This is a genomic window from Acidovorax sp. HMWF029, assembly GCF_003060895.1.
Taxonomy (GTDB): Bacteria; Pseudomonadota; Gammaproteobacteria; order Burkholderiales; family Burkholderiaceae_C; genus Acidovorax.
Genome location: NZ_QAIH01000083.1, coordinates 13,346 through 31,121 on the forward strand (window position 1 = coordinate 13,346; position 17,776 = coordinate 31,121).

Annotated in this window: 17 protein-coding genes; 15 read left to right on the plus strand and 2 right to left on the minus strand. The window is 64.8% G+C overall.

Annotated features, from left to right (window positions below; genetic code table 11):
- Positions 1–42 precede the first annotated feature (42 nt).
- From yajC to DBR12_RS05050, 4 genes are all read left to right on the plus strand, one after another.
- Positions 43–378, plus strand: a complete 336-nt coding sequence (gene yajC, locus DBR12_RS05035; RefSeq protein WP_094289651.1) for a preprotein translocase subunit YajC — start codon at positions 43–45, stop codon at positions 376–378.
- A gap of 131 nt (positions 379–509) precedes the next feature.
- A complete protein-coding gene (gene secD / locus DBR12_RS05040; protein ID WP_108616250.1) occupies positions 510–2,393 on the plus strand; it encodes a protein translocase subunit SecD in 1,884 nt (627 codons plus the stop codon).
- A gap of 92 nt (positions 2,394–2,485) precedes the next feature.
- Positions 2,486–3,436 carry a protein translocase subunit SecF gene (gene secF, locus DBR12_RS05045; RefSeq protein WP_108616251.1) on the plus strand — a complete coding sequence of 317 codons (951 nt, stop codon included), beginning with the start codon at positions 2,486–2,488 and terminating at the stop codon, positions 3,434–3,436.
- Between the two features lie 17 nt (positions 3,437–3,453).
- Positions 3,454–5,808 carry a DUF1631 domain-containing protein gene (locus tag DBR12_RS05050; protein WP_108616252.1) on the plus strand — a complete coding sequence of 785 codons (2,355 nt, stop codon included), beginning with the start codon at positions 3,454–3,456 and terminating at the stop codon, positions 5,806–5,808.
- A 121-nt stretch (positions 5,809–5,929) separates the two neighbouring features.
- Here the strand turns inward: DBR12_RS05050 and dprA are convergent, their stop codons facing one another.
- Both dprA and DBR12_RS05060 read right to left on the minus strand, forming a co-directional pair.
- The gene (gene dprA, locus DBR12_RS05055) at positions 5,930–7,108 is read right to left on the minus strand and encodes a DNA-processing protein DprA (protein ID WP_108616253.1); all 1,179 of its coding nucleotides are present in this window, start codon (positions 7,106–7,108) and stop codon (positions 5,930–5,932) included.
- A gap of 84 nt (positions 7,109–7,192) precedes the next feature.
- Positions 7,193–8,404 (minus strand): LysM peptidoglycan-binding domain-containing protein, encoded by a 1,212-nt coding sequence (locus tag DBR12_RS05060; RefSeq protein ID WP_108616254.1) that lies wholly within the window; start codon positions 8,402–8,404, stop codon positions 7,193–7,195.
- 199 nt (positions 8,405–8,603) lie between these two features.
- On the opposite strand from DBR12_RS05060, the gene def reads away from it, so the two are divergent.
- The 11 genes from def to DBR12_RS05115 all read left to right on the plus strand — a co-directional run bounded on the left by def (position 8,604) and on the right by DBR12_RS05115 (position 17,758).
- Complete coding sequence (gene def / locus DBR12_RS05065; RefSeq protein ID WP_108616255.1) at positions 8,604–9,113, plus strand: peptide deformylase; 510 nt, start codon at positions 8,604–8,606, stop codon at positions 9,111–9,113.
- Positions 9,114–9,181: 68 nt separating this feature from the next.
- Complete coding sequence (locus tag DBR12_RS05070; RefSeq protein WP_369861355.1) at positions 9,182–9,628, plus strand: hypothetical protein; 447 nt, start codon at positions 9,182–9,184, stop codon at positions 9,626–9,628.
- Positions 9,629–9,675: 47 nt separating this feature from the next.
- Entirely contained in the window at positions 9,676–10,650 is a 975-nt protein-coding gene (gene fmt / locus DBR12_RS05075) for a methionyl-tRNA formyltransferase (protein WP_108616265.1), read from the plus strand.
- Positions 10,647–11,471 (plus strand): AzlC family ABC transporter permease, encoded by an 825-nt coding sequence (locus DBR12_RS05080; protein WP_108616257.1) that lies wholly within the window; start codon positions 10,647–10,649, stop codon positions 11,469–11,471. The genes fmt and DBR12_RS05080 overlap by 4 nt, the downstream gene beginning before the upstream one ends.
- A gap of 61 nt (positions 11,472–11,532) precedes the next feature.
- Positions 11,533–11,868 (plus strand): AzlD domain-containing protein, encoded by a 336-nt coding sequence (locus DBR12_RS05085; RefSeq protein WP_108616258.1) that lies wholly within the window; start codon positions 11,533–11,535, stop codon positions 11,866–11,868.
- A gap of 167 nt (positions 11,869–12,035) precedes the next feature.
- Entirely contained in the window at positions 12,036–13,235 is a 1,200-nt protein-coding gene (locus DBR12_RS05090; protein WP_108616259.1) for a phosphoglycerate kinase, read from the plus strand.
- A 206-nt stretch (positions 13,236–13,441) separates the two neighbouring features.
- A complete protein-coding gene (locus DBR12_RS05095; RefSeq protein WP_108616260.1) occupies positions 13,442–14,128 on the plus strand; it encodes a hypothetical protein in 687 nt (228 codons plus the stop codon).
- A complete protein-coding gene (locus DBR12_RS05100) occupies positions 14,125–14,682 on the plus strand; it encodes a FlgO family outer membrane protein (protein ID WP_108616261.1) in 558 nt (185 codons plus the stop codon). The genes DBR12_RS05095 and DBR12_RS05100 overlap by 4 nt, the downstream gene beginning before the upstream one ends.
- Positions 14,683–14,854: 172 nt before the next feature.
- Complete coding sequence (gene pyrF / locus DBR12_RS05105) at positions 14,855–15,682, plus strand: orotidine-5'-phosphate decarboxylase (protein ID WP_108616262.1); 828 nt, start codon at positions 14,855–14,857, stop codon at positions 15,680–15,682.
- A 53-nt stretch (positions 15,683–15,735) separates the two neighbouring features.
- Positions 15,736–16,632, plus strand: a complete 897-nt coding sequence (locus tag DBR12_RS05110) for a LysR family transcriptional regulator (RefSeq protein ID WP_108616263.1) — start codon at positions 15,736–15,738, stop codon at positions 16,630–16,632.
- A gap of 148 nt (positions 16,633–16,780) precedes the next feature.
- A complete protein-coding gene (locus DBR12_RS05115; RefSeq protein ID WP_108616264.1) occupies positions 16,781–17,758 on the plus strand; it encodes a tripartite tricarboxylate transporter substrate binding protein in 978 nt (325 codons plus the stop codon).
- Positions 17,759–17,776: the final 18 nt, after the last annotated feature.

Here is a 17,776-nt window from a genome sequence, read left to right on the forward strand (position 1 = left end):
CGGTTTTTGTGTATTTTGACCATCCGTTGTGGAGTCCAGTCCGTGTTTATTTCTTCCGCTTTTGCCCAAACCGCACCTGCCGCAGCCGCTGGTGGCGGTGACATGATGTCCACGCTCACGGGCATGCTGCCTCTGGTGCTCATGTTTGTGGTGCTGTACTTCGTCATGATCCGCCCCCAGATGAAGCGCCAGAAGGAACACCGCGCCATGATCGACGCCATCGCCAAGGGCGATGAAGTGGCCACCGCCGGGGGCATTCTGGGCAAGGTGACACGCCTGTCCGAAGGTTTCCTGCACATTGAGATCGCCAGCAACGTGGAAGTGCAGATCCAGCGCAGTGCCGTGGTGCAGGTCCTGCCCAAAGGCTCCGTCAAGTAATCAATGAACAGCCCCTGCGGGCGCTGCACACCACCCGTCGCTCGCGCTGCGTGCAGACCGGGTAACGGGGCCAGCGCAGCGGGGCGGCCCTTGCACAGCATTCGCTGGCAGGGCGTGGAAAAGGCGTAAACATGAACCGTTATCCGGTCTGGAAGTACGCGATCCTGGTGATCGTGCTGCTGGTGGGGGCCTTGTACACCCTGCCCAATTTCTTTGGCGAAGCCCCTGCCGTGCAGGTGTCGTCGGCCAAGGCCACCGTCAAGGTGGACACCGCCGTGCAGCAGCGGGTGGAAGAGGCCCTGAAAGCCGCTGGCGTCACGCCCGATTTCGTAGCGCTGGAAGGCAATTCGGTGCGTGCGCGCTTCGACACGCCCGACACCCAGCTCAAGGCCAAGGACGCCATCCAGAAGGCGCTGGTGCCCGACGCCAACGATGCCTCGTACATCGTGGCGCTGAACCTGGTATCGCGCTCGCCCCTGTGGCTCAAGGCCCTGCACGCCAACCCCATGTACCTGGGCCTGGACTTGCGTGGCGGTGTGCACTTCATGCTGCAGGTGGACATGCAGGCCGCGCTGACCAAGAAGGCCGAGTCGTATGCCGGTGACATCCGCACTGCGCTGCGCGACAAGAGCATCCGCCACGGCGGCATCAGCCGCGAAGGGCAAAACATTGAAATCAAGGTGCGCGACGAGGCCACGCTCACGGCAGCCCGCAACCTGATCGCGGACCAGTTCCCCGACCTGCAGGTGGCCAGCACCCCTGAGGGCACCGAATTCAAGCTGCGCGTTGCCGTCAAACCCGAAGCCACGCGCAAGGTGCAGGAGCAGGCACTCAAGCAGAACATGGTGACGCTGCACAACCGGATCAACGAACTCGGCGTGGCTGAACCGGTGATCCAGCAGCAGGGCCTGGACCGCATCGTGGTGCAGTTGCCTGGCGTGCAGGACACCGCCAAGGCCAAAGACATTCTGGGTCGCACTGCCACACTGGAGGTGCGCCTGGTGGACGAAGGCACCGAAGCCCGCGCTGCCGAGACCGGCCGAGGCCCGGTGCCGTTTGGCTCCGAACGCTACCTGGAGCGCAACGGCCAGCCCGTTATCGTCAAGAAGCAGGTGATCCTTACCGGCGAGAACCTGACCGATGCCCAGCCCGGCTTTGACGGCCAGACGCAGGAACCCACCGTGAACCTGACGCTGGATGCCAAGGGTTCGCGCATCTTCAAGGACATCACGCGCGAGAACATCGGCAAGCGCATGGCCATCGTGCTGTTCGAAAAGGGCAAGGGCGAAGTGGTCACAGCCCCCGTGATCCGCTCCGAAATCGGCGGCGGCCGCGTGCAGATCTCTGGCCGCATGACCACAGCCGAGGCCAATGACACTGCCCTGCTGCTGCGCGCAGGTTCGCTGGCCGCCCCCATGGAGATCATCGAGGAATACACCATCGGCCCAAGCCTGGGCGCCGACAACATCGAGCGCGGGATTAACAGCGTGGTCTGGGGCATGGTGGCGATTGCCGTGTTCATGTGCATCTACTACACGCTGTTCGGCGTGTTTTCCACCGTGGCGCTGGCTGTCAATGTGCTGTTGCTGATGGCCATTTTGTCCATGCTTCAGGCCACGCTCACGCTGCCAGGCATTGCCGCCATGGCACTTGCGATCGGTGTGGCCATTGACTCGAACGTGCTGATCAATGAACGCATCCGCGAGGAGCTGCGCGACGGGGTCTCGCCACAAGCCGCCATCCACGCGGGTTATGAACGCGCCTGGGCCACCATCCTGGACTCGAACGTGACCACGCTGATCGCGGGCTTGGCATTGCTGGCTTTCGGCTCCGGTCCGGTGCGCGGCTTTGCCGTGGTGCACTGCATTGGCATCCTGACCAGCATGTTCTCGGCCGTGTTCTTCTCGCGCGGCCTGGTGAACCTGTGGTACGGCCGCCAGAAGAAGCTCAAGAGCGTATCGATCGGCCAGGTGTGGAAGCCTGAACCCGACAGCGCTGTGGCAAAGACGAACTAAAGGAGGAAGACCATGGAATTCTTAGTTCCAGAATCACATGCGCTGCGCGCATATGAGCTTCCTCTGAAAATTCCAGCATAAGGATAAAAATCATGGAATTTTTCCGCATCCGAAAAGACATCCCCTTCATGAAGCACGCGTTGATCTTCAACGCGATCTCCTTCATCACCTTCGCGCTCGCCGTGTTCTTCCTGATCACGCGCGGACTGCACCTGTCGGTGGAGTTCACGGGCGGCACGGTCATGGAAGTGGCCTACAGCCAGCCCGCCGAACTGGCCAAAGTCCGTGAGACCGTCTCAGCCCTGGGCTACCCCGAAGTGCAGGTGCAGAACTTCGGCACCGCCCGCGACGTGATGATCCGGCTGCCCGTGCAAAAGGGCGTCACCTCCGCGCAGCAAAGCGAGCAGGTTCTGAGCGCCCTCAAGGCTGCCGACCCCGAGGTCACGCTGCGCCGCACGGAGTTCGTGGGCCCGCAGGTGGGCGAGGAACTCGTACATGGCGGGCTGATGGCGCTGGCCATGGTGGTCGTAGGCATCGTGATCTACCTGGCGTTCCGCTTCGAGTGGAAGTTTGGCGTTGCGGCCATCATTGCCAACCTGCACGACGTGGTGATCATCCTGGGCTTCTTCGCATTCTTCCAGTGGGAGTTCTCGCTGGCGGTGCTGGCGGGCGTGCTGGCCGTGCTGGGCTACTCGGTCAACGAGTCAGTGGTGATCTTCGACCGGATCCGCGAGGCCTTCCGTAAATACCGCAAGATGACCACCCACGAGGTGATCGACCACGCCATCACCAGCACAATGAGTCGCACGATCATCACCCACGCCTCCACCGAAGCGATGGTGTTGGCGATGCTCTTCTTTGGTGGCCCCAGCCTGCATTACTTTGCCATGGCACTGACCATCGGGATTCTGTTTGGTATCTATTCCTCTGTGTTTGTGGCGGCAGCCATCGCCATGTGGCTTGGGGTCAAGCGTGAGGATCTTGTCAAGCCTGCCAAAAAGGAGGGGGACCCCAACGATCCCCATGCCGGAGCGACCGTTTGACCCGCTAATATCTGCCCATGCAGCCCACGCCTTCTTCCGTTCCACAGCGTCGCCTGGCCCGACAGGCGCGCCAGAAGTTCGTAGAGGGCCTGTGCTCCGGACTCCCAGGACTGGGCAAGACCATCCAGGAGTTTCTGGCCAACTTGATGAGCCAGACGGGCACGGCACGCGAAATGCAGTCGCACCGGGACGCATGGCTCCAGTACCAGCAACTGCATGCCACCTGGATCCAGCGCACCGCCAAGGCATGGCAGGAAGCCCTGGCCTCCCACATCAGCAGCACCGGAGGGCATCTCACCGGCAGCGCCGCTAGCAACCAGTTCGAGTTGCTCAGCGACGACGTGGTGGAAAACAAGATCCTGGCCTCACGCATGGCCCTGACAATTACCGAGCAGGTCGGCCCCCAGTTTGACACCCTGCGCCAGCGCACCCAGTCCCTGGAGGGCCAGGAACTCTACAGCAACGACATTCTTCGGCCCGACGCCGTGTGCCTGCTGATGGTCGAGCAGTGGGTAGAGTCCGGCCTGTCCCGCACCGACCTGCAAACCGTGGTGGACCCATTGCAGCGCGACTTGGCCAACCTGCTCCAGAAGCATTACCAAGCTGTCAATGTGTTCTATGTGGAGCAGGGAATCACCCCGCAGGCAGACCTGAAGTCCCGTGTACGGCGCACCAGCGGCGGGACCGTGACGGGCAGCGGCGGTGGCGACTCCGGCTCCGGCGGCCTTGCCTCGCAGGCCCTGGCGCAGACTCGCGAGGCGATGGCAGCAGCGCGTGGCAAGCAGTCTTTCCCGACGCAGATGCCGCGCCAGCCCCTGTTGCCACCCGGCTACCCCCGACACGGCATGCACACCGGTTTTGCCACAGGCATGACCCCGCTGGCACGCGCCCGCCAGCGTGCGCAGGGGGTTATGGGCCAGCTGCGCCGCTTGCTCACACAGCCCGCCACAGGGTTTGACATGGTCAATGCACCGCCCGCTTCGGCGGCACTGGCCCATGCACTCACAGCCCACCGCGTGCATGCCGATACCTACTACAGCAGTGTCGCCACGCTGATGGAGGACTACAGCCCGGCCGCTGTAGTACAGCTGGCAGGTACAGTGCGGGAGCGGTCCACGGAGCTCAAGAAGAAGGCCGCCACCACCGGCGAAAAGGCCATCATCGAGGTGGTGGCGCTGATGTTCCAAAGTATCCTCGCCGAAGACCGCATTCCACCGGCGGTACGCGTGTGGTTTGCGCGTCTGCAGGTGCCCGTTCTGCGCGTGGCTCTCGCCGAACCCGAGTTCTTCAGCAACCTCGACCATCCCGCCCGAAAGCTGATCGACCGCATGGGCGCCTGTGTGCTCGGCTTTGACTCAACGAGCATCAACGGCAGCGCCCTGGAGGTCGAAATCCGCCGCGTGGTGCAGGTGATCGAACAGTACCCTGAAACTGGCCGTCGGGTGTTCCAGCTCGTGCACGACGAGTTCGAAAAATTCCTTTCCAAGTTCCTCACCGAAAAGCAGGCCACGTCCCGCCTGGTCAGCGTCGCCCAGCAGGTGGAGCAGCGTGAAACCCTGGCGATCCAATACACGATCGAACTGCGCACCATGCTGCGCGACATGCCAGTACGAGACGAGATCCGGGAGTTCCTGTTCAAGACCTGGGCCGAGGTGCTAGCCCTGTCGGCCGTGCGCGATGGCCCGCAACACGCCGACACCGTGGCGTTCAAACGCACCGCTGCCGACCTGGTCTGGGCCGCCAGCGCCAAACCCAACCGCAGTGACCGTGCCCAAGTCATTCAGAACCTGCCGGGCCTGCTGCAGCGCCTGCGCCAAGGCCTCACGCTGCTCGGTGTCACCGGCCCCGAGCAGGACGCGCAGGTCAAGACCTTGACCGACACACTGGCAGATGCATTCCTGTCCAAAACAGCCTCGATCCCGCAGGCGCACATCGAGGCCATGGCCAAACGCCTGGCCAACCTTGAGGACTTCATGAGCGACGCAGCGTTGGGTGACATGCCACTCAATGCCGACAACATAGAGATGATGCTGGGCATTGATGCATCGTCCATTCATGTAGTGGCCGACAACGGCGCGCCAGTGGACGATGCCATGGTGGTGTGGGCGCAGGAGCTGCAGCCTGGCACCTGGTACACGCTGGACCACAACGGGGCGTCGGCCCAGGTGCAATACGCCTGGCAGAGCCAGCGCAAACAGTTGCACTTGTTCGCTGCGGTCGATGGCAGCAGCTACCTGATCCAATTGCGCCGTCTGGCCGCTTACCTGCAGGCCGGCCTGCTCGTCGCCCAGGACGAAGAGGGTCTGACTCTGCGTGCCACCCGCGACGCCCTTGCCAAGCTGGATGCCAACCCCGAACGTTTGCTGGACTGACAGCCCTCTGTGCAGCCGGGTGGCCACTTAGGATGAAATGATTTTCATGGTCCAGGGTGGCCCTGCCACCGAAGCCATGAAACTTAGGGCGATGCCCGCACCTGCCTCGCGGATCTCAGCTCTAGCCTCGCCCCAGGCGCTGGAAGAGCCCCCCGGGCAGGCGCGCTACACGGCCATCCAGCTCCAACTCCAGCAGCATCACTTGCAATGAAGCCGTATCCATGCCGGTGCGTGCCACCAGGGCGTCGAGGCCCAGGGGGTCAAACCCCAGTGCTGCGAGCACGGGGTTATCTTCTGACGCATCTTCTGCATGCTCGACTGCCATAGCTCCCACTTCGACGGGCTCTTGCGGCAAACCCGGTACCGTGGTGGCCGGGAACCGCAGTTCCTCGAGAACGTCCTGCGCCGACTCGACCAGTTTGGCACCCTGTCGGATCAGTGCGTGGCAGCCCCGGGATTGAGGCGCATGAATGGACCCAGGGATCGCAAAAACTTCCCGCCCCTGCTCGACCGCCATCCGGGCCGTGATCAGGGAACCCGAGGCCAAGGCAGCCTCGACGACCAATGTGCCCTGGGACAGGCCCGAGATGATGCGGTTGCGTTTGGGGAAATTGGCCGCCAGCGGCGGCGTTCCCAACGGATACTCGCTGACCAGCAGCCCCCGGTCTGCGATGCGGCGTGCCAGATCCAGGTTCTTGCGGGGGTATACCCGGTCCAGGCCGGTGCCGACCACGGCAATGGTGGCGGCCACCGAAGCGCCCGCCACAGACGCATCCAGAGCACCTTCATGTGCCGCAGCATCTACGCCCAGGGCCAGCCCCGAGACGATGGTCAACCCGGCACCGTGCAGCGCCTGCGAGAACAAGCGGGCGTTCTCGGCACCCTGGGCGGTAGGGTTGCGGCTGCCCACCACCGCCAAGCAACAGTCACGGGGAAAAGGCTGGTGCGCGAGCAGCTGCATTGGGCCGGTGAGGTACAGCAGCAGCGGAGGATCTTCCGTGTCCAGCAAGGACTGCGGGTAACGAGCATCACCCAAGGTAACGATGGCACGTGCCGGGCCCTCCGGCTCCGCTCCAGACAGCCATTGTGTGGTGGTGTCCCACAAGGCCTGCCAGGCGGCGGGAACCACACACAAAGCCCGCGCCTGGGCGCTGGTCACACATTGCTGGAGCACAGCCTCGGGTTGCCGGAAAATCGCTTGTGGGAGCCCAAAGCGGGATAGCAGCCGCCGCGCGGCGCCGTTGCCCACGCCAGGGGACAGCGTCAAACGCAGCCAAGCCCCCAGCTCTTCATGGTCCATGGGTTTCAAGCCACTCCACGCACAGTCTGGAGCCGCCGCCTCTTACCAAGACCAGCAGCTCCCATCGGCGCGAAGGCGCGCGACTTACTTGGGGTTGACGAGGCGATCGCCTACGCGCACGCCGTTGCGGATTTCAAGGAGCAGCGCATAAGACACGCGCTCGAAGGTGCGGAACACCATGGCCGTGCCATTGATTTCGCTGGGCAGCTTGACCATGGGCTTGGCCTTGTCGGTGGTGTCCTTGATGCGGTCGCCCTTGGTCATCAGGCTGAGCACATGGCCAGGCTCCACGCCGTCTTCAGAGCCCATGTTGATGGCCACCACCTGGTTTTGCGCGGCATAGGCCACGGCAGAGCTGCCGTAGATGGACACCACACGGGCGTCCACCTCAACTTCGGGCGCCCGCGGCGTGTAGCTCATGAAAGCGCGCGCGGGTGCGGGCAGCAGGCGGTCACCCGCCTGGACTTCCTCCTTGGTGGCCGACAGGTCTACCGTGGCGGGCACGTACTCGGCGTTGTAACCGCCTTTGCCATTGGGGGTTTCCTCGAAGGATTCGCCACGCACCAGTTCAGCCTTGCCCACGTACTGCGCCTCGTAGCCCAACACTGCACCCGTCATCGGGTCCTTGAGGGCCACCGCATTGCGGAAGACGCGGTAGTAGCGCGGTTCACCAGCTTCAGCCAGCATGGGCGAGGCGGCATCTCCACGCACATAGACGCGGTCACCCGACCCCATGAGCACGCGCTCGTCGGTCGTGGCGATCACGCGCGGGGCGCGCAGCAGCGTCTGTTCATCCACCACCAGCGGCTCGACCAGGAAGGGCTCGATCAGGTGCGGCTTGAGGGTGGGGAGTGCGGAATCCACCAGGCTGTCGCTGCGCGTGCGTGGCGACACACGCACGGTTTCGGGCTCGCCCGCTGCGCCAGGGCGGCTGGTGCGCAGTCGGGCATAACCACCGTCTTTTTCCAGATACAGGGTCTGGCCCGGGAAGATCAGGTGCGGGTTGGGAATGGCCTTGAGGTTCATGCCCCACAGCTCGGGCCAGCGCCAGGGGCGCTTGAGGTACATGCCCGAGATGCCCCAGAGCGTGTCCCCGCGCTTGACGGTATAGCTGTCGGGCGCATTGGGTGCCAGCTCTTCGAGAGGCACACCCCGCTCGGACACCTGTTGTGCGGTGGCGCGCTGGCCGCTGGAGATCGGGTAGTTCTGCGCCTGAGCCGGCATGACCAGCAGGGCGCCAGCGATGATGGTGAGCGCGCCCAGGGCGGTCCGCCGCACGCTGGTGAATGCCGTCATGTTGTTCCTTTTCTCATGCATTGTGAAACGCCCCCTCACTGGCAACCCGGTGCCTGCAGCATGCGAGCACCCGGGTAACTACGTTACAAACCTTCTTAGATTCTCTGCTCAAGCCCTTGATTCGGCAACGATTATTGGCCAGCAACGCTGCAGCAGACTGTAAAAGTGGCGAAAATAGCGACATCTCCTACCTGCAGCCATGGCAATCCTTCCCATTCTCTGTTACCCGGACCCCCGGCTCCACAAGGTCGCACGCCCCATAGCGGTGGTGGACGACCGCATCCGTGCGCTGGTGGCCGACATGCTGGCCACCATGTACGACGCCCACGGTATAGGCCTGGCCGCCACCCAGGTGGATGTGCACGAACGGCTGGTGGTGATCGATGTGTCCGAAGAACGCGACCAGCCCTTGGTGCTGATCAACCCCGAACTCGTCTGGACCAGTGCAGAAAAGCATGTAAACGACGAAGGCTGCCTGTCCGTCCCCGGCATCTACGACGGCGTGGAACGTTTTGACGCCGTGCATGTGCAGGCGCTCGACGCCCAGGGCGTGTCCCGGGTCATTGAGGCGGACGGCCTGCTGGCGGTCTGCATCCAGCATGAGATGGATCACCTGATGGGCAAGGTGTTCGTGGAATACCTCTCGCCCCTCAAGCGCAACCGCATCAAGACCAAGATGATCAAGCAGCAACGGGAGGCGCGCGAGTGAGGCCATCAGCGCTCTGCGCCTTGCGGGGTGGCGGAGTGCTGGCGCGGGTAGCGTTTGCGGCGCTGCTCATGCACCTTGCCGGTTGCGCGCTGCCTGCCCGTGAGCGGCCCGGCGCACTGCGTGCTGATGTGCTGGCCCGCCTGGGGCCGCCCAGCGCGACCTTCGCGCTGCCTCCCGGCGAGCGGCTGCTGTATTCCGAACTGCCTGCAGGCTTTGCGGCCTACGCCCTCGATTTCGACGCCAGCGGCCGGCTGCTGCGCAACGAACAGGTGCTGACCCAGACTCGTTTCGAGAACCTACCGCTGGGCACCTGGACCTCCGCCGACGTTCAGCGCACCTTTGGCGCCCCTTTGCGGGTGGAGCGCGTGGCGCGGTTTGATGGCGACATCTGGACCTACCGCTTCCGCCATAACTCCGACCTGCGCCTGGCCCATGTGCACCTGGACCGCCAAGGCGTGGTGCGGCAGGTGCTGTTCACCGACGAACTCCCCAATTTCGACAATGCGCGCGACTGAGCGGTTGCACCATTGAACGCTCCCCAGACACCCGCATGCAGCCATCCATGAGAGTCATTTTTGCCGGTACCCCCGAATTTGCCCGCGTGGCGCTGGAGCGACTGCTGGCGGCAGGGTTCACCGTCCCTCTGGTGCTTACCCAGCCTGACCGCCCTGCGGGCCGGGGCATGAAGCTGCAGGCCTCGCCTGTCAAGCAGTGTGCGCTGGACCACGGGATCCCCGTGGCGCAACCGCGCAGCCTGCGACTTGACGGCAAATACCCCGAAGACGCGGCCGCCGCACGCGATGCGTTGCTGGCCGCCCAGGCCGATGTGATGGTCGTGGCCGCCTACGGGTTGATCCTGCCGCAGTGGACCCTGGATATGCCGCGCCTGGGCTGCCTGAACATCCACGCCAGCCTGCTGCCACGCTGGCGCGGCGCCGCCCCCATCCACCGCGCCATCGAGGCGGGCGACGCCGACACCGGCGTCACCATCATGCAGATGGACGCGGGGCTGGACACGGGTGACATGCTGCTCGCCGAGCGACTGGCCATCACCGCCAACGACACCACGGCAACGCTGCACGACCGGCTGGCCCACCTGGGTGGCCGCATGATTGTGGAGGCGCTCGAGCTGGCGGCCTGCGGCGGTCTGCAGCCTGTGCCCCAGCCCGCCGAAGGCATCACCTACGCCCACAAGATCGAGAAGACCGAAAGCAGCATCGACTGGTCCCAACCCGCCACGGTGATCGGCCAGCGTATCCGCGCTTTCGACCCGTTTCCGGGCGCCAGCACCGAGTCCAGCGGCGAAATCATCAAGATCTGGAGCTATGTTATTGATAGCACAAAAGTCAATACAGGCGCGCGCAAAGGCCTTATTCTTTCTATAGACGACACCGGCGTTCTGGTGGCATGTGGTGCAGGCACAGCCCTGCGCCTGACAACGTTGCAGCGCGCGGGGGGCAAACGGCTGCCTGCGGCCGATTTCCTGCGCGGGTTCGACCTGCAGCCCGGCATGGTGCTGGGCACTTCCACCGCATGAGCGTGCTCACGCCCCTGCGCAGCACCGTGCGCCACCCGTCGTTCCGGCTAGCGGTCACCGACATGGCGGGCACGTCACTGGGCATTGCCGCCTGGGGTCTGGTCACAGGAGTGGCCATGGTCAAGAGCGGGATGCCGGTGGGCATGGCGGTGTTCATGTCGCTGCTGGTCTATGCGGGCAGTGCGCAGTTGGCGGTCATCCCCCTGCTGTCGGTGGGTGCGCCCTTGTGGGTGGTGTGGCTCACCGCAGCCTGCGTGAATCTGCGTTTTGTGATCTTCAGCAGCATGTGGCGCAGCTACTTCGCCCACCTGCCGCTGCGCCAGCGCCTGGCGCTCGGGTACTTCAGCGGCGACGTGATCTATGTGGCCTTCATGAAGCGCTTCCCCGAGCCGCGCCCCGCGCCCGAGCAGGTGCCCTACTTCTGGGGCGCCGCCAGCACCAACTGGCTGGCCTGGCAGGTGCCGTCCATTGCGGGCATCCTGCTGGCCAATGCCGTGCCGCTGTCCTGGGGGCTGGGGTTTGCCGGGGTGCTGGCGCTGCTGGGCGTGCTGCTGTCGCTGCTGTTTGACCGGGCCACCTGGCTGGCCACGGGCGTTGCCGCCACGGCCGCGATTGCCGCCTTTGCACTGCCGCTCAAGCTCAACATCCTGGTGGCACTGGCCGCCGCCGTGGCCGCCGGGCTGCTGATGGAGGCGGTGGACCGCCGCCGCCACAAGCCCGAGCTGCTGCTGGTACCCGCCGACAGCGTCATGCCGCCCGGAGAACTTGAGCATGTAGAAGCGGGCGACGTGGTCCCCCTGCGCGAGGAGCGCCATCCATGAGCGCAGCGCCGGGCCGCCCCACGCAAACGCGCACCTCAGAGTGCAGCACGGAGGTTCTCCAATGAGCTGGTCCTGGGTAGAGCCTTTCGTAGCCATCGTGGGCCTGGCGGTCATCACCGTGGTGTCGCGCTCCTTCTTCATGATCCCTGATCGCGAGCTGCCGCTGCCCGGCTGGCTCAAGCGCGGGCTCAAGTACGCCCCCCTGGCCGCCCTCACGGCGGTGATAGCGCCCGAGATCCTCATGACCCAGGGTGAACTCATCAACACCTTCATGGATGCCCGCCTGCCCGCCGTGGTGTGCGCCAGCGCCTACTACTTCTGGCGCCGGGGCATCCTGGGCACGATCGTGGTGGGCATGGCGGTATACCTGCCACTGCACATAGGCTGGGGCTGGTAGGTGAGGAAGCCCCCCTGAGGCGCCCTTGGCGCCTTCCCCCGGAGGGGGGCGCACCCGGTGGCCTGGCAAAGCCAGTTCCACGGGTGCACTGGCAAGTGCCTGGGAGCCGCCCCGACCTCGCTCACTAAAATGGCGGACGACAAGACCGATTCACACCACCCTCTCCCATGAACATCCTTCGCTTTTCCGATCTGTGCGCCCAGGGCAAGGCCCGCAACCAGCGCGTCTTCATTCGCGCGGACATGAACGTCCCGCAGGACGACGCGGGCCACATCACCGAAGACACCCGCATTCGCGCCTCGATCCCCTGCATCCGCATGGCGCTGGATGCCGGTGCCGCCGTGATGGTGACCAGCCACCTGGGCCGCCCGACCGAAGGTGAATTCAAGCCCGAGGACTCGCTGGCCCCCGTAGCCAAGCGCCTGTCTGAGCTGCTGGGCCGCGATGTACCACTGGTGGCGAACTGGGTGGACGGCGTCACGGTGGCGCCCGGCCAGGTTGTGCTGCTGGAGAACTGTCGCCTGAACGTGGGCGAAAAGAAAAACAAGGAAGAACTGGCCCGCAAGCTGGCCGCGCTGTGCGACATCTTCGTGAACGATGCGTTTGGCACCGCCCACCGCGCCGAAGGCACAACCTATGGCATCGCCCAGTTCGCCCCCGTCGCCTGCGCGGGCCCGCTGCTGTCGGCCGAAATTGACGCCCTGACCAAGGCCCTGGCCCAGCCCCAGCGCCCGCTGGCAGCCATCGTGGCGGGCTCCAAGGTGTCCACCAAACTCACCATCCTGCAAAGCCTGGCCGACAAGGTGGACCAGCTCATCGTTGGCGGCGGCATTGCCAACACCTTCATGCTGGCCGCGGGCCTGCCCATCGGCAAGAGCCTGGCCGAACCTGACCTGCTGGACGCTGCCAAGTCCGTGATGGCGGCCATGAAGGCGCGTGGCGCCGAGGTGCCGATCCCCACCGACGTGGTGGTGGCCAAGGCCTTTTCCGCAGATGCACCCGCCACCGTGAAAGCCGCCACCGACGTGGCACCCGACGACCTGATCCTGGACATCGGCCCCGACACCGCCGCGCGCCTGGCTGCCCAGCTCAAGTCTGCAGGCACCATCGTCTGGAACGGCCCCGTGGGCGTGTTCGAGTTTGCCGCGTTCGAAAACGGCACCCGCACCCTTGCCGCAGCAATTGCCGAGTCGCCCGCGTTCAGCATTGCGGGGGGGGGCGACACACTGGCCGCCATCGCCAAGTACGGCATCGAGAAACAGGTGGGTTACATCTCGACTGGCGGCGGCGCCTTCCTGGAGGTGCTGGAAGGCAAAAAACTGCCTGCTTTCGACATCCTGGAGCAGCGCGCAGCCGCTTCTGTGTAAGCAAATGCAAGGCAGACTGGGCTATTTGGCCCAGCGTGCCTTGCAGCGACACACAACTGTGACCAAAAACAACGAACTGTGTACGGCGGAGCGCAGTTAGCGTAATTTTTTCTTGTTTTTGTTGAGGAACCCGCCCAGAATTATTTTTCAATCGTGCGGGCTGTATCTGTCCAGATCCTCGCAAATTTAGTCCGTAGGAGGGAATCATGTCGTTTTCAAAGGCCATCAGCTTGGCCGTTCTGGCTGGCGCTGTAGCAACTTTGGTTGGGTGCGCACAGAGAGCGCCTATTCCCGTTGCGGAAAATTTCGAATACACCTCGCAACCCAAGGTCCGCTCTGCAGGCCACTGGGACTTGGTGTCGCGCGATGTGGTCGGCCAGACGCTGGGTACCCTGGACAAGGCCGGTGTTGCACCAGGCACACCGATGCATGTGTCGCTGCCAGCCAATGCCACGCAGTTTGAAACCGCGTTCCGAGAGTTCCTGATCACCAAGCTGGTCCAGAACGGCGCCGTGGTGCAGCAAAGCCCCGGCCAGACGCTGGACATCTCCTACGGAATCCAGGTCGTGCGCCACAACAGCGACCGTCCCCATTTCATTCCTGGCCAATTCACCATGTTGGCTGCGGGCCTGTTTGCAGCACACGGCCTGCGCCACCAGCACATTGATGCCCAGATGGCCGCAGCCCTGGGCCTGACGATTGCTGCCGACTATGCCAACAGCATCAACTCGGGCGGCCCTACCAACACCGAGCTGATCCTGACCACTACCGTCACGCGCGGTGGCCAGTATCTGGCCCGCAAGACCGACGTGTACTACCTGGAAAACGCTGACACCCCGCTGTTCACGCGCCCCTCGTACAAGAACGTCAACATGAAGGTTGTCTCGCAATGAAAACCCCCGCACTTCTTCTGACGGTGCTGGCCGGCGCGGTTCTGGCCGGTTGTGCCAACAACGCCGTGCCCACACGCGCCGAGCCCACCTACCAGGAAGCCGCCAGCAGCCAGTTCATCCAGACTAGCCGCGACGCCGTGACCAAGCTGACCACTGGCTTTGACATGAACGCCCTGGGCGCAGGCCCCGTGCTCGTGGCCACCGTGGTCAACGTCAACGACCTGAGCCGCGCTGCGCCCCTGGGCCGCACGCTGTCCGAGCAATACGCCACCAGCATGGCAGCTGGCGGTTTCAATGTGAAGGAAATCAAGCTGCGCGGCGACGTGTTCGTGCGCGAAGGCCAAGGTGAGCTGTTGCTGTCGCGTGAGATCAAGGATATCGCCCGCAACCACAACGCCTCCATGGTGCTCGTGGGTACCTACTCGGCCGCTGCCAACTACACCTACGTGAGCCTGAAGTTGGTGCGCACCGAAGACAGCCGCATCGTGCGTGGCCACGACTACGCACTGCCCAACGACCGCGACGTGCAGCGCCTGCTGGCTGTGCCACGCTGAGCGGCTTGCCGCACCCGCAGGCCCCGCCTGCAAAGACAAGAGAAAGAGGCCGTTTTGACGGCCTTTTTTCATGCCCGCAGGATCATTGACTCTTTCACTGTCACGACGAGCCACAGCCCGCCAGATGGACCGGCAAGGGATGCGATGGGGGCGCCCACTAAAATCACGCCCCATGAACTTCATCGATATGCTGCGCGGCGCCACGGCCGAGAACAACTCCCTGCTGTGCGTGGGCCTGGACCCCGAGCCCACCCGCTTCCCTGCAGGGATCCAGGGCGACCCGCGCAAGATCTACGACTTTTGCGCCGCCATCGTGGACGCCACGGCCGACCTGGTCTGCGCCTTCAAGCCCCAGATCGCCTACTTTGCCGCCCACAGCGCCGAAGACCAGCTGGAGCGCCTGATGCAGCACATGCGTGCCAACGCGCCGAAGGTGCCGGTGATCCTGGATGCCAAGCGCGGCGACATCGGCTCTACCGCCGAGCAATACGCCAAAGAGGCCTTTGAGCGCTATGGCGCCGACGCTGTCACGCTGTCTCCCTTCATGGGCTTTGATTCGATCGAGCCCTACCTGGCCTACCACGGCAAGGGCGCCTTCCTGCTGTGCCGCACCTCCAACCCGGGCGGGGACGACCTGCAGAACCAGCGCCTGGCCAGCATCGAAGGCCAGCCGCTGATGTACGAACATGTGGCTCGCCTGGCGCAGGGCCCCTGGAACAAGAACGGCCAGCTGGGCTTGGTGGTGGGCGCGACCTACCCGCAGGAGATCGAACGCGTGCGCGCCATCGCCCCCACGCTGCCCCTGCTGATCCCCGGCGTGGGCGCCCAGGGCGGCGACGCAGCCGCCACCGTGCGTGCCGGGCTGCGCAACGACGGACCCATCATCGTGAACTCCTCGCGCGCCGTGTTGTACGCCTCCCAGGGCGCGGATTTTGCGGCCGCAGCGCGCACGGCGGCCCAGCACACCCGCGCGGTGCTCGAAGCCTCGCGCAGCCGCTAGAGCCCCACGCGCCACAGCGACCTCCCAGCCCCCTCAGCCACCACCGCACTCCCATGCAGCTCAAGTGGCTGGAGGACTTCATCGTGCTGGCGCAGGAGCGCAGCTTCACCCGCGCCGCTGAGCTGCGGCATGTGACCCACCCCGCATTTGGCCGCCGAATCCGCGCGCTGGAGGCCTGGGCGGGCACGCCGCTGGTGGAGCGGGGCGGGGGGCCTGTCACCCTCACGCCTGCGGGGCAGAGTTTTCTGGACACCGCCGGGCAGATGGTGCGCAACCTCACGCAGTCGCACGAGGAGCTGCAAAGTCTGGCGGGGCGCCAAGCCCGCACCGTGACCCTGGCCACAGGCCGCACGCTGGCGCGCACCGTGGTGGCCGACTGGCTGGTGCGCATGCAGCCCATCCTGCAGGGCGGCGAGCTGTGCGTCCGTACGCGGGCGCTGGCCGACACCGTGGCCATGCTGGAGCGCAGCGAGGCCGATTTTTCCCTCGTCTATCACCACCCCACGCTGGCCGTGCGCCTGGACGCGCGCCAGTTCACGCATGTGACAGTGGCCTCAGACCGGCTCGTTCCCGTGTCGCGTGCCACCGCGCAGGGGCAGGCGCTGCACCGCTTCGGGCCCGACGCCACGCGCGTGCCCTACCTGGCCTACGCCCCGCAGTTGGCGCTGGGGCGCCTGGTAGAGGACCACCTGGCCCAGAACCCGCACGCGCCCCGGCTGCAGCGGGTGGTGGAATGCGACTCGGCCGACGCGCACTATGAATATGTGCAAAAGGGCCTGGGCGTGGCCTGGCTGCCTTGGTCCATGGTGCACGCCGACTGCCAGGCCCAGCGGATGGCCTTGGCAGGGGATGCGCGCATGGAGGTGCGGTTTGATGTGCGCCTGTACCGCCCCAAACGCCGCCTGGGCCCGCTGGCCGAGGCGATGTGGAAGGCGCTGGCGCAGCGCTGAACCTGGGTGGGTCCTCCGAGCGGAGCACAGGGTTTTCATCAAGGCGCCGAACCACATTGGCACAAAATGGTGCCATTTCGGCACCAAGCCAGCGCCAGGGGCTTCGCACAATCGGGCCACAACCCCCGATCCACGACGAGGACACCCCATGCAACCCACACTTCCCCTGCGCCGCGTGGCGCTCCTGTGCGGCCTGGCCCTGCTCGGCGCAGCCCCTGCGCTGGCGCAGGACGCCTACCCCAGCAAGCCCATCACCATCGTCGTGGGCTACCCACCCGGCGGCAGCACCGACCTGACCGCCCGGACGGTGGCCACCGAGCTGGGTAACAAGCTGGGCGTGCCGGTGGTGATCGAGAACGTGGGCGGCGCGGGCGGTGCCATTGGGGCGCAGAAGGTTGCCAGCAGCGCACCCGACGGCTACACATTGCTGGTGGGCGCCAGCAACGAGATCGCCATCAACAAGCTGGTGACCAAGAAGGTCAAGTACGACATCAAGGACTTCACCGCCATCGGCCTGATTGCCTCACAGCCCCTGGTGCTGGTGGCGTCCACCGGCACGGGCGTTAAGAACCTGGCCGAGTTCACGCAGAAGGTATCGAAGAACCCCGGCAAGTTCAGCTACGGCAGCTCGGGCGTGGGCACCTCGCTGCACTTGGCGGGCGAGATGGTCAAGGAGCAGGGCAAGCTGTTCATGACCCACATCCCCTACCGGGGCGTGGCACCGCTCACCAACGACCTGTTGGGCAACAACCTGGAGTACGGCGTTTTCGTGCTCTCCAGCGGCCTGCCGCACATCAAGAGCGGCAAAGTGATTGCCCTGGGCACCACCGAGGCCAAACGCTCGGCCGTGACCCCCGACATCCCCGCGCTGGCCGAAACGCCCCAGTACAAGAACGTGGACATCGGCACATGGTTTGCACTGATGGCACCCGCCAACCTGCCCAAGCCTGTGTTCGACAAGCTCAAGAAGGCGCTGGCCGACAGCCTGCAGTCGCCCGAGTTCAAGAAAAAGATGGAAGCCAGTGGCTCCACCGTGGCCGCCCCCACCGTGAACATCGACCAGTTCCTGGCCACCGAAGTGGCCAAGTACAAGAAGATTGTTGAATTCGCCAAGATCGAAGAATGAAACCCACCGACCTCGCCC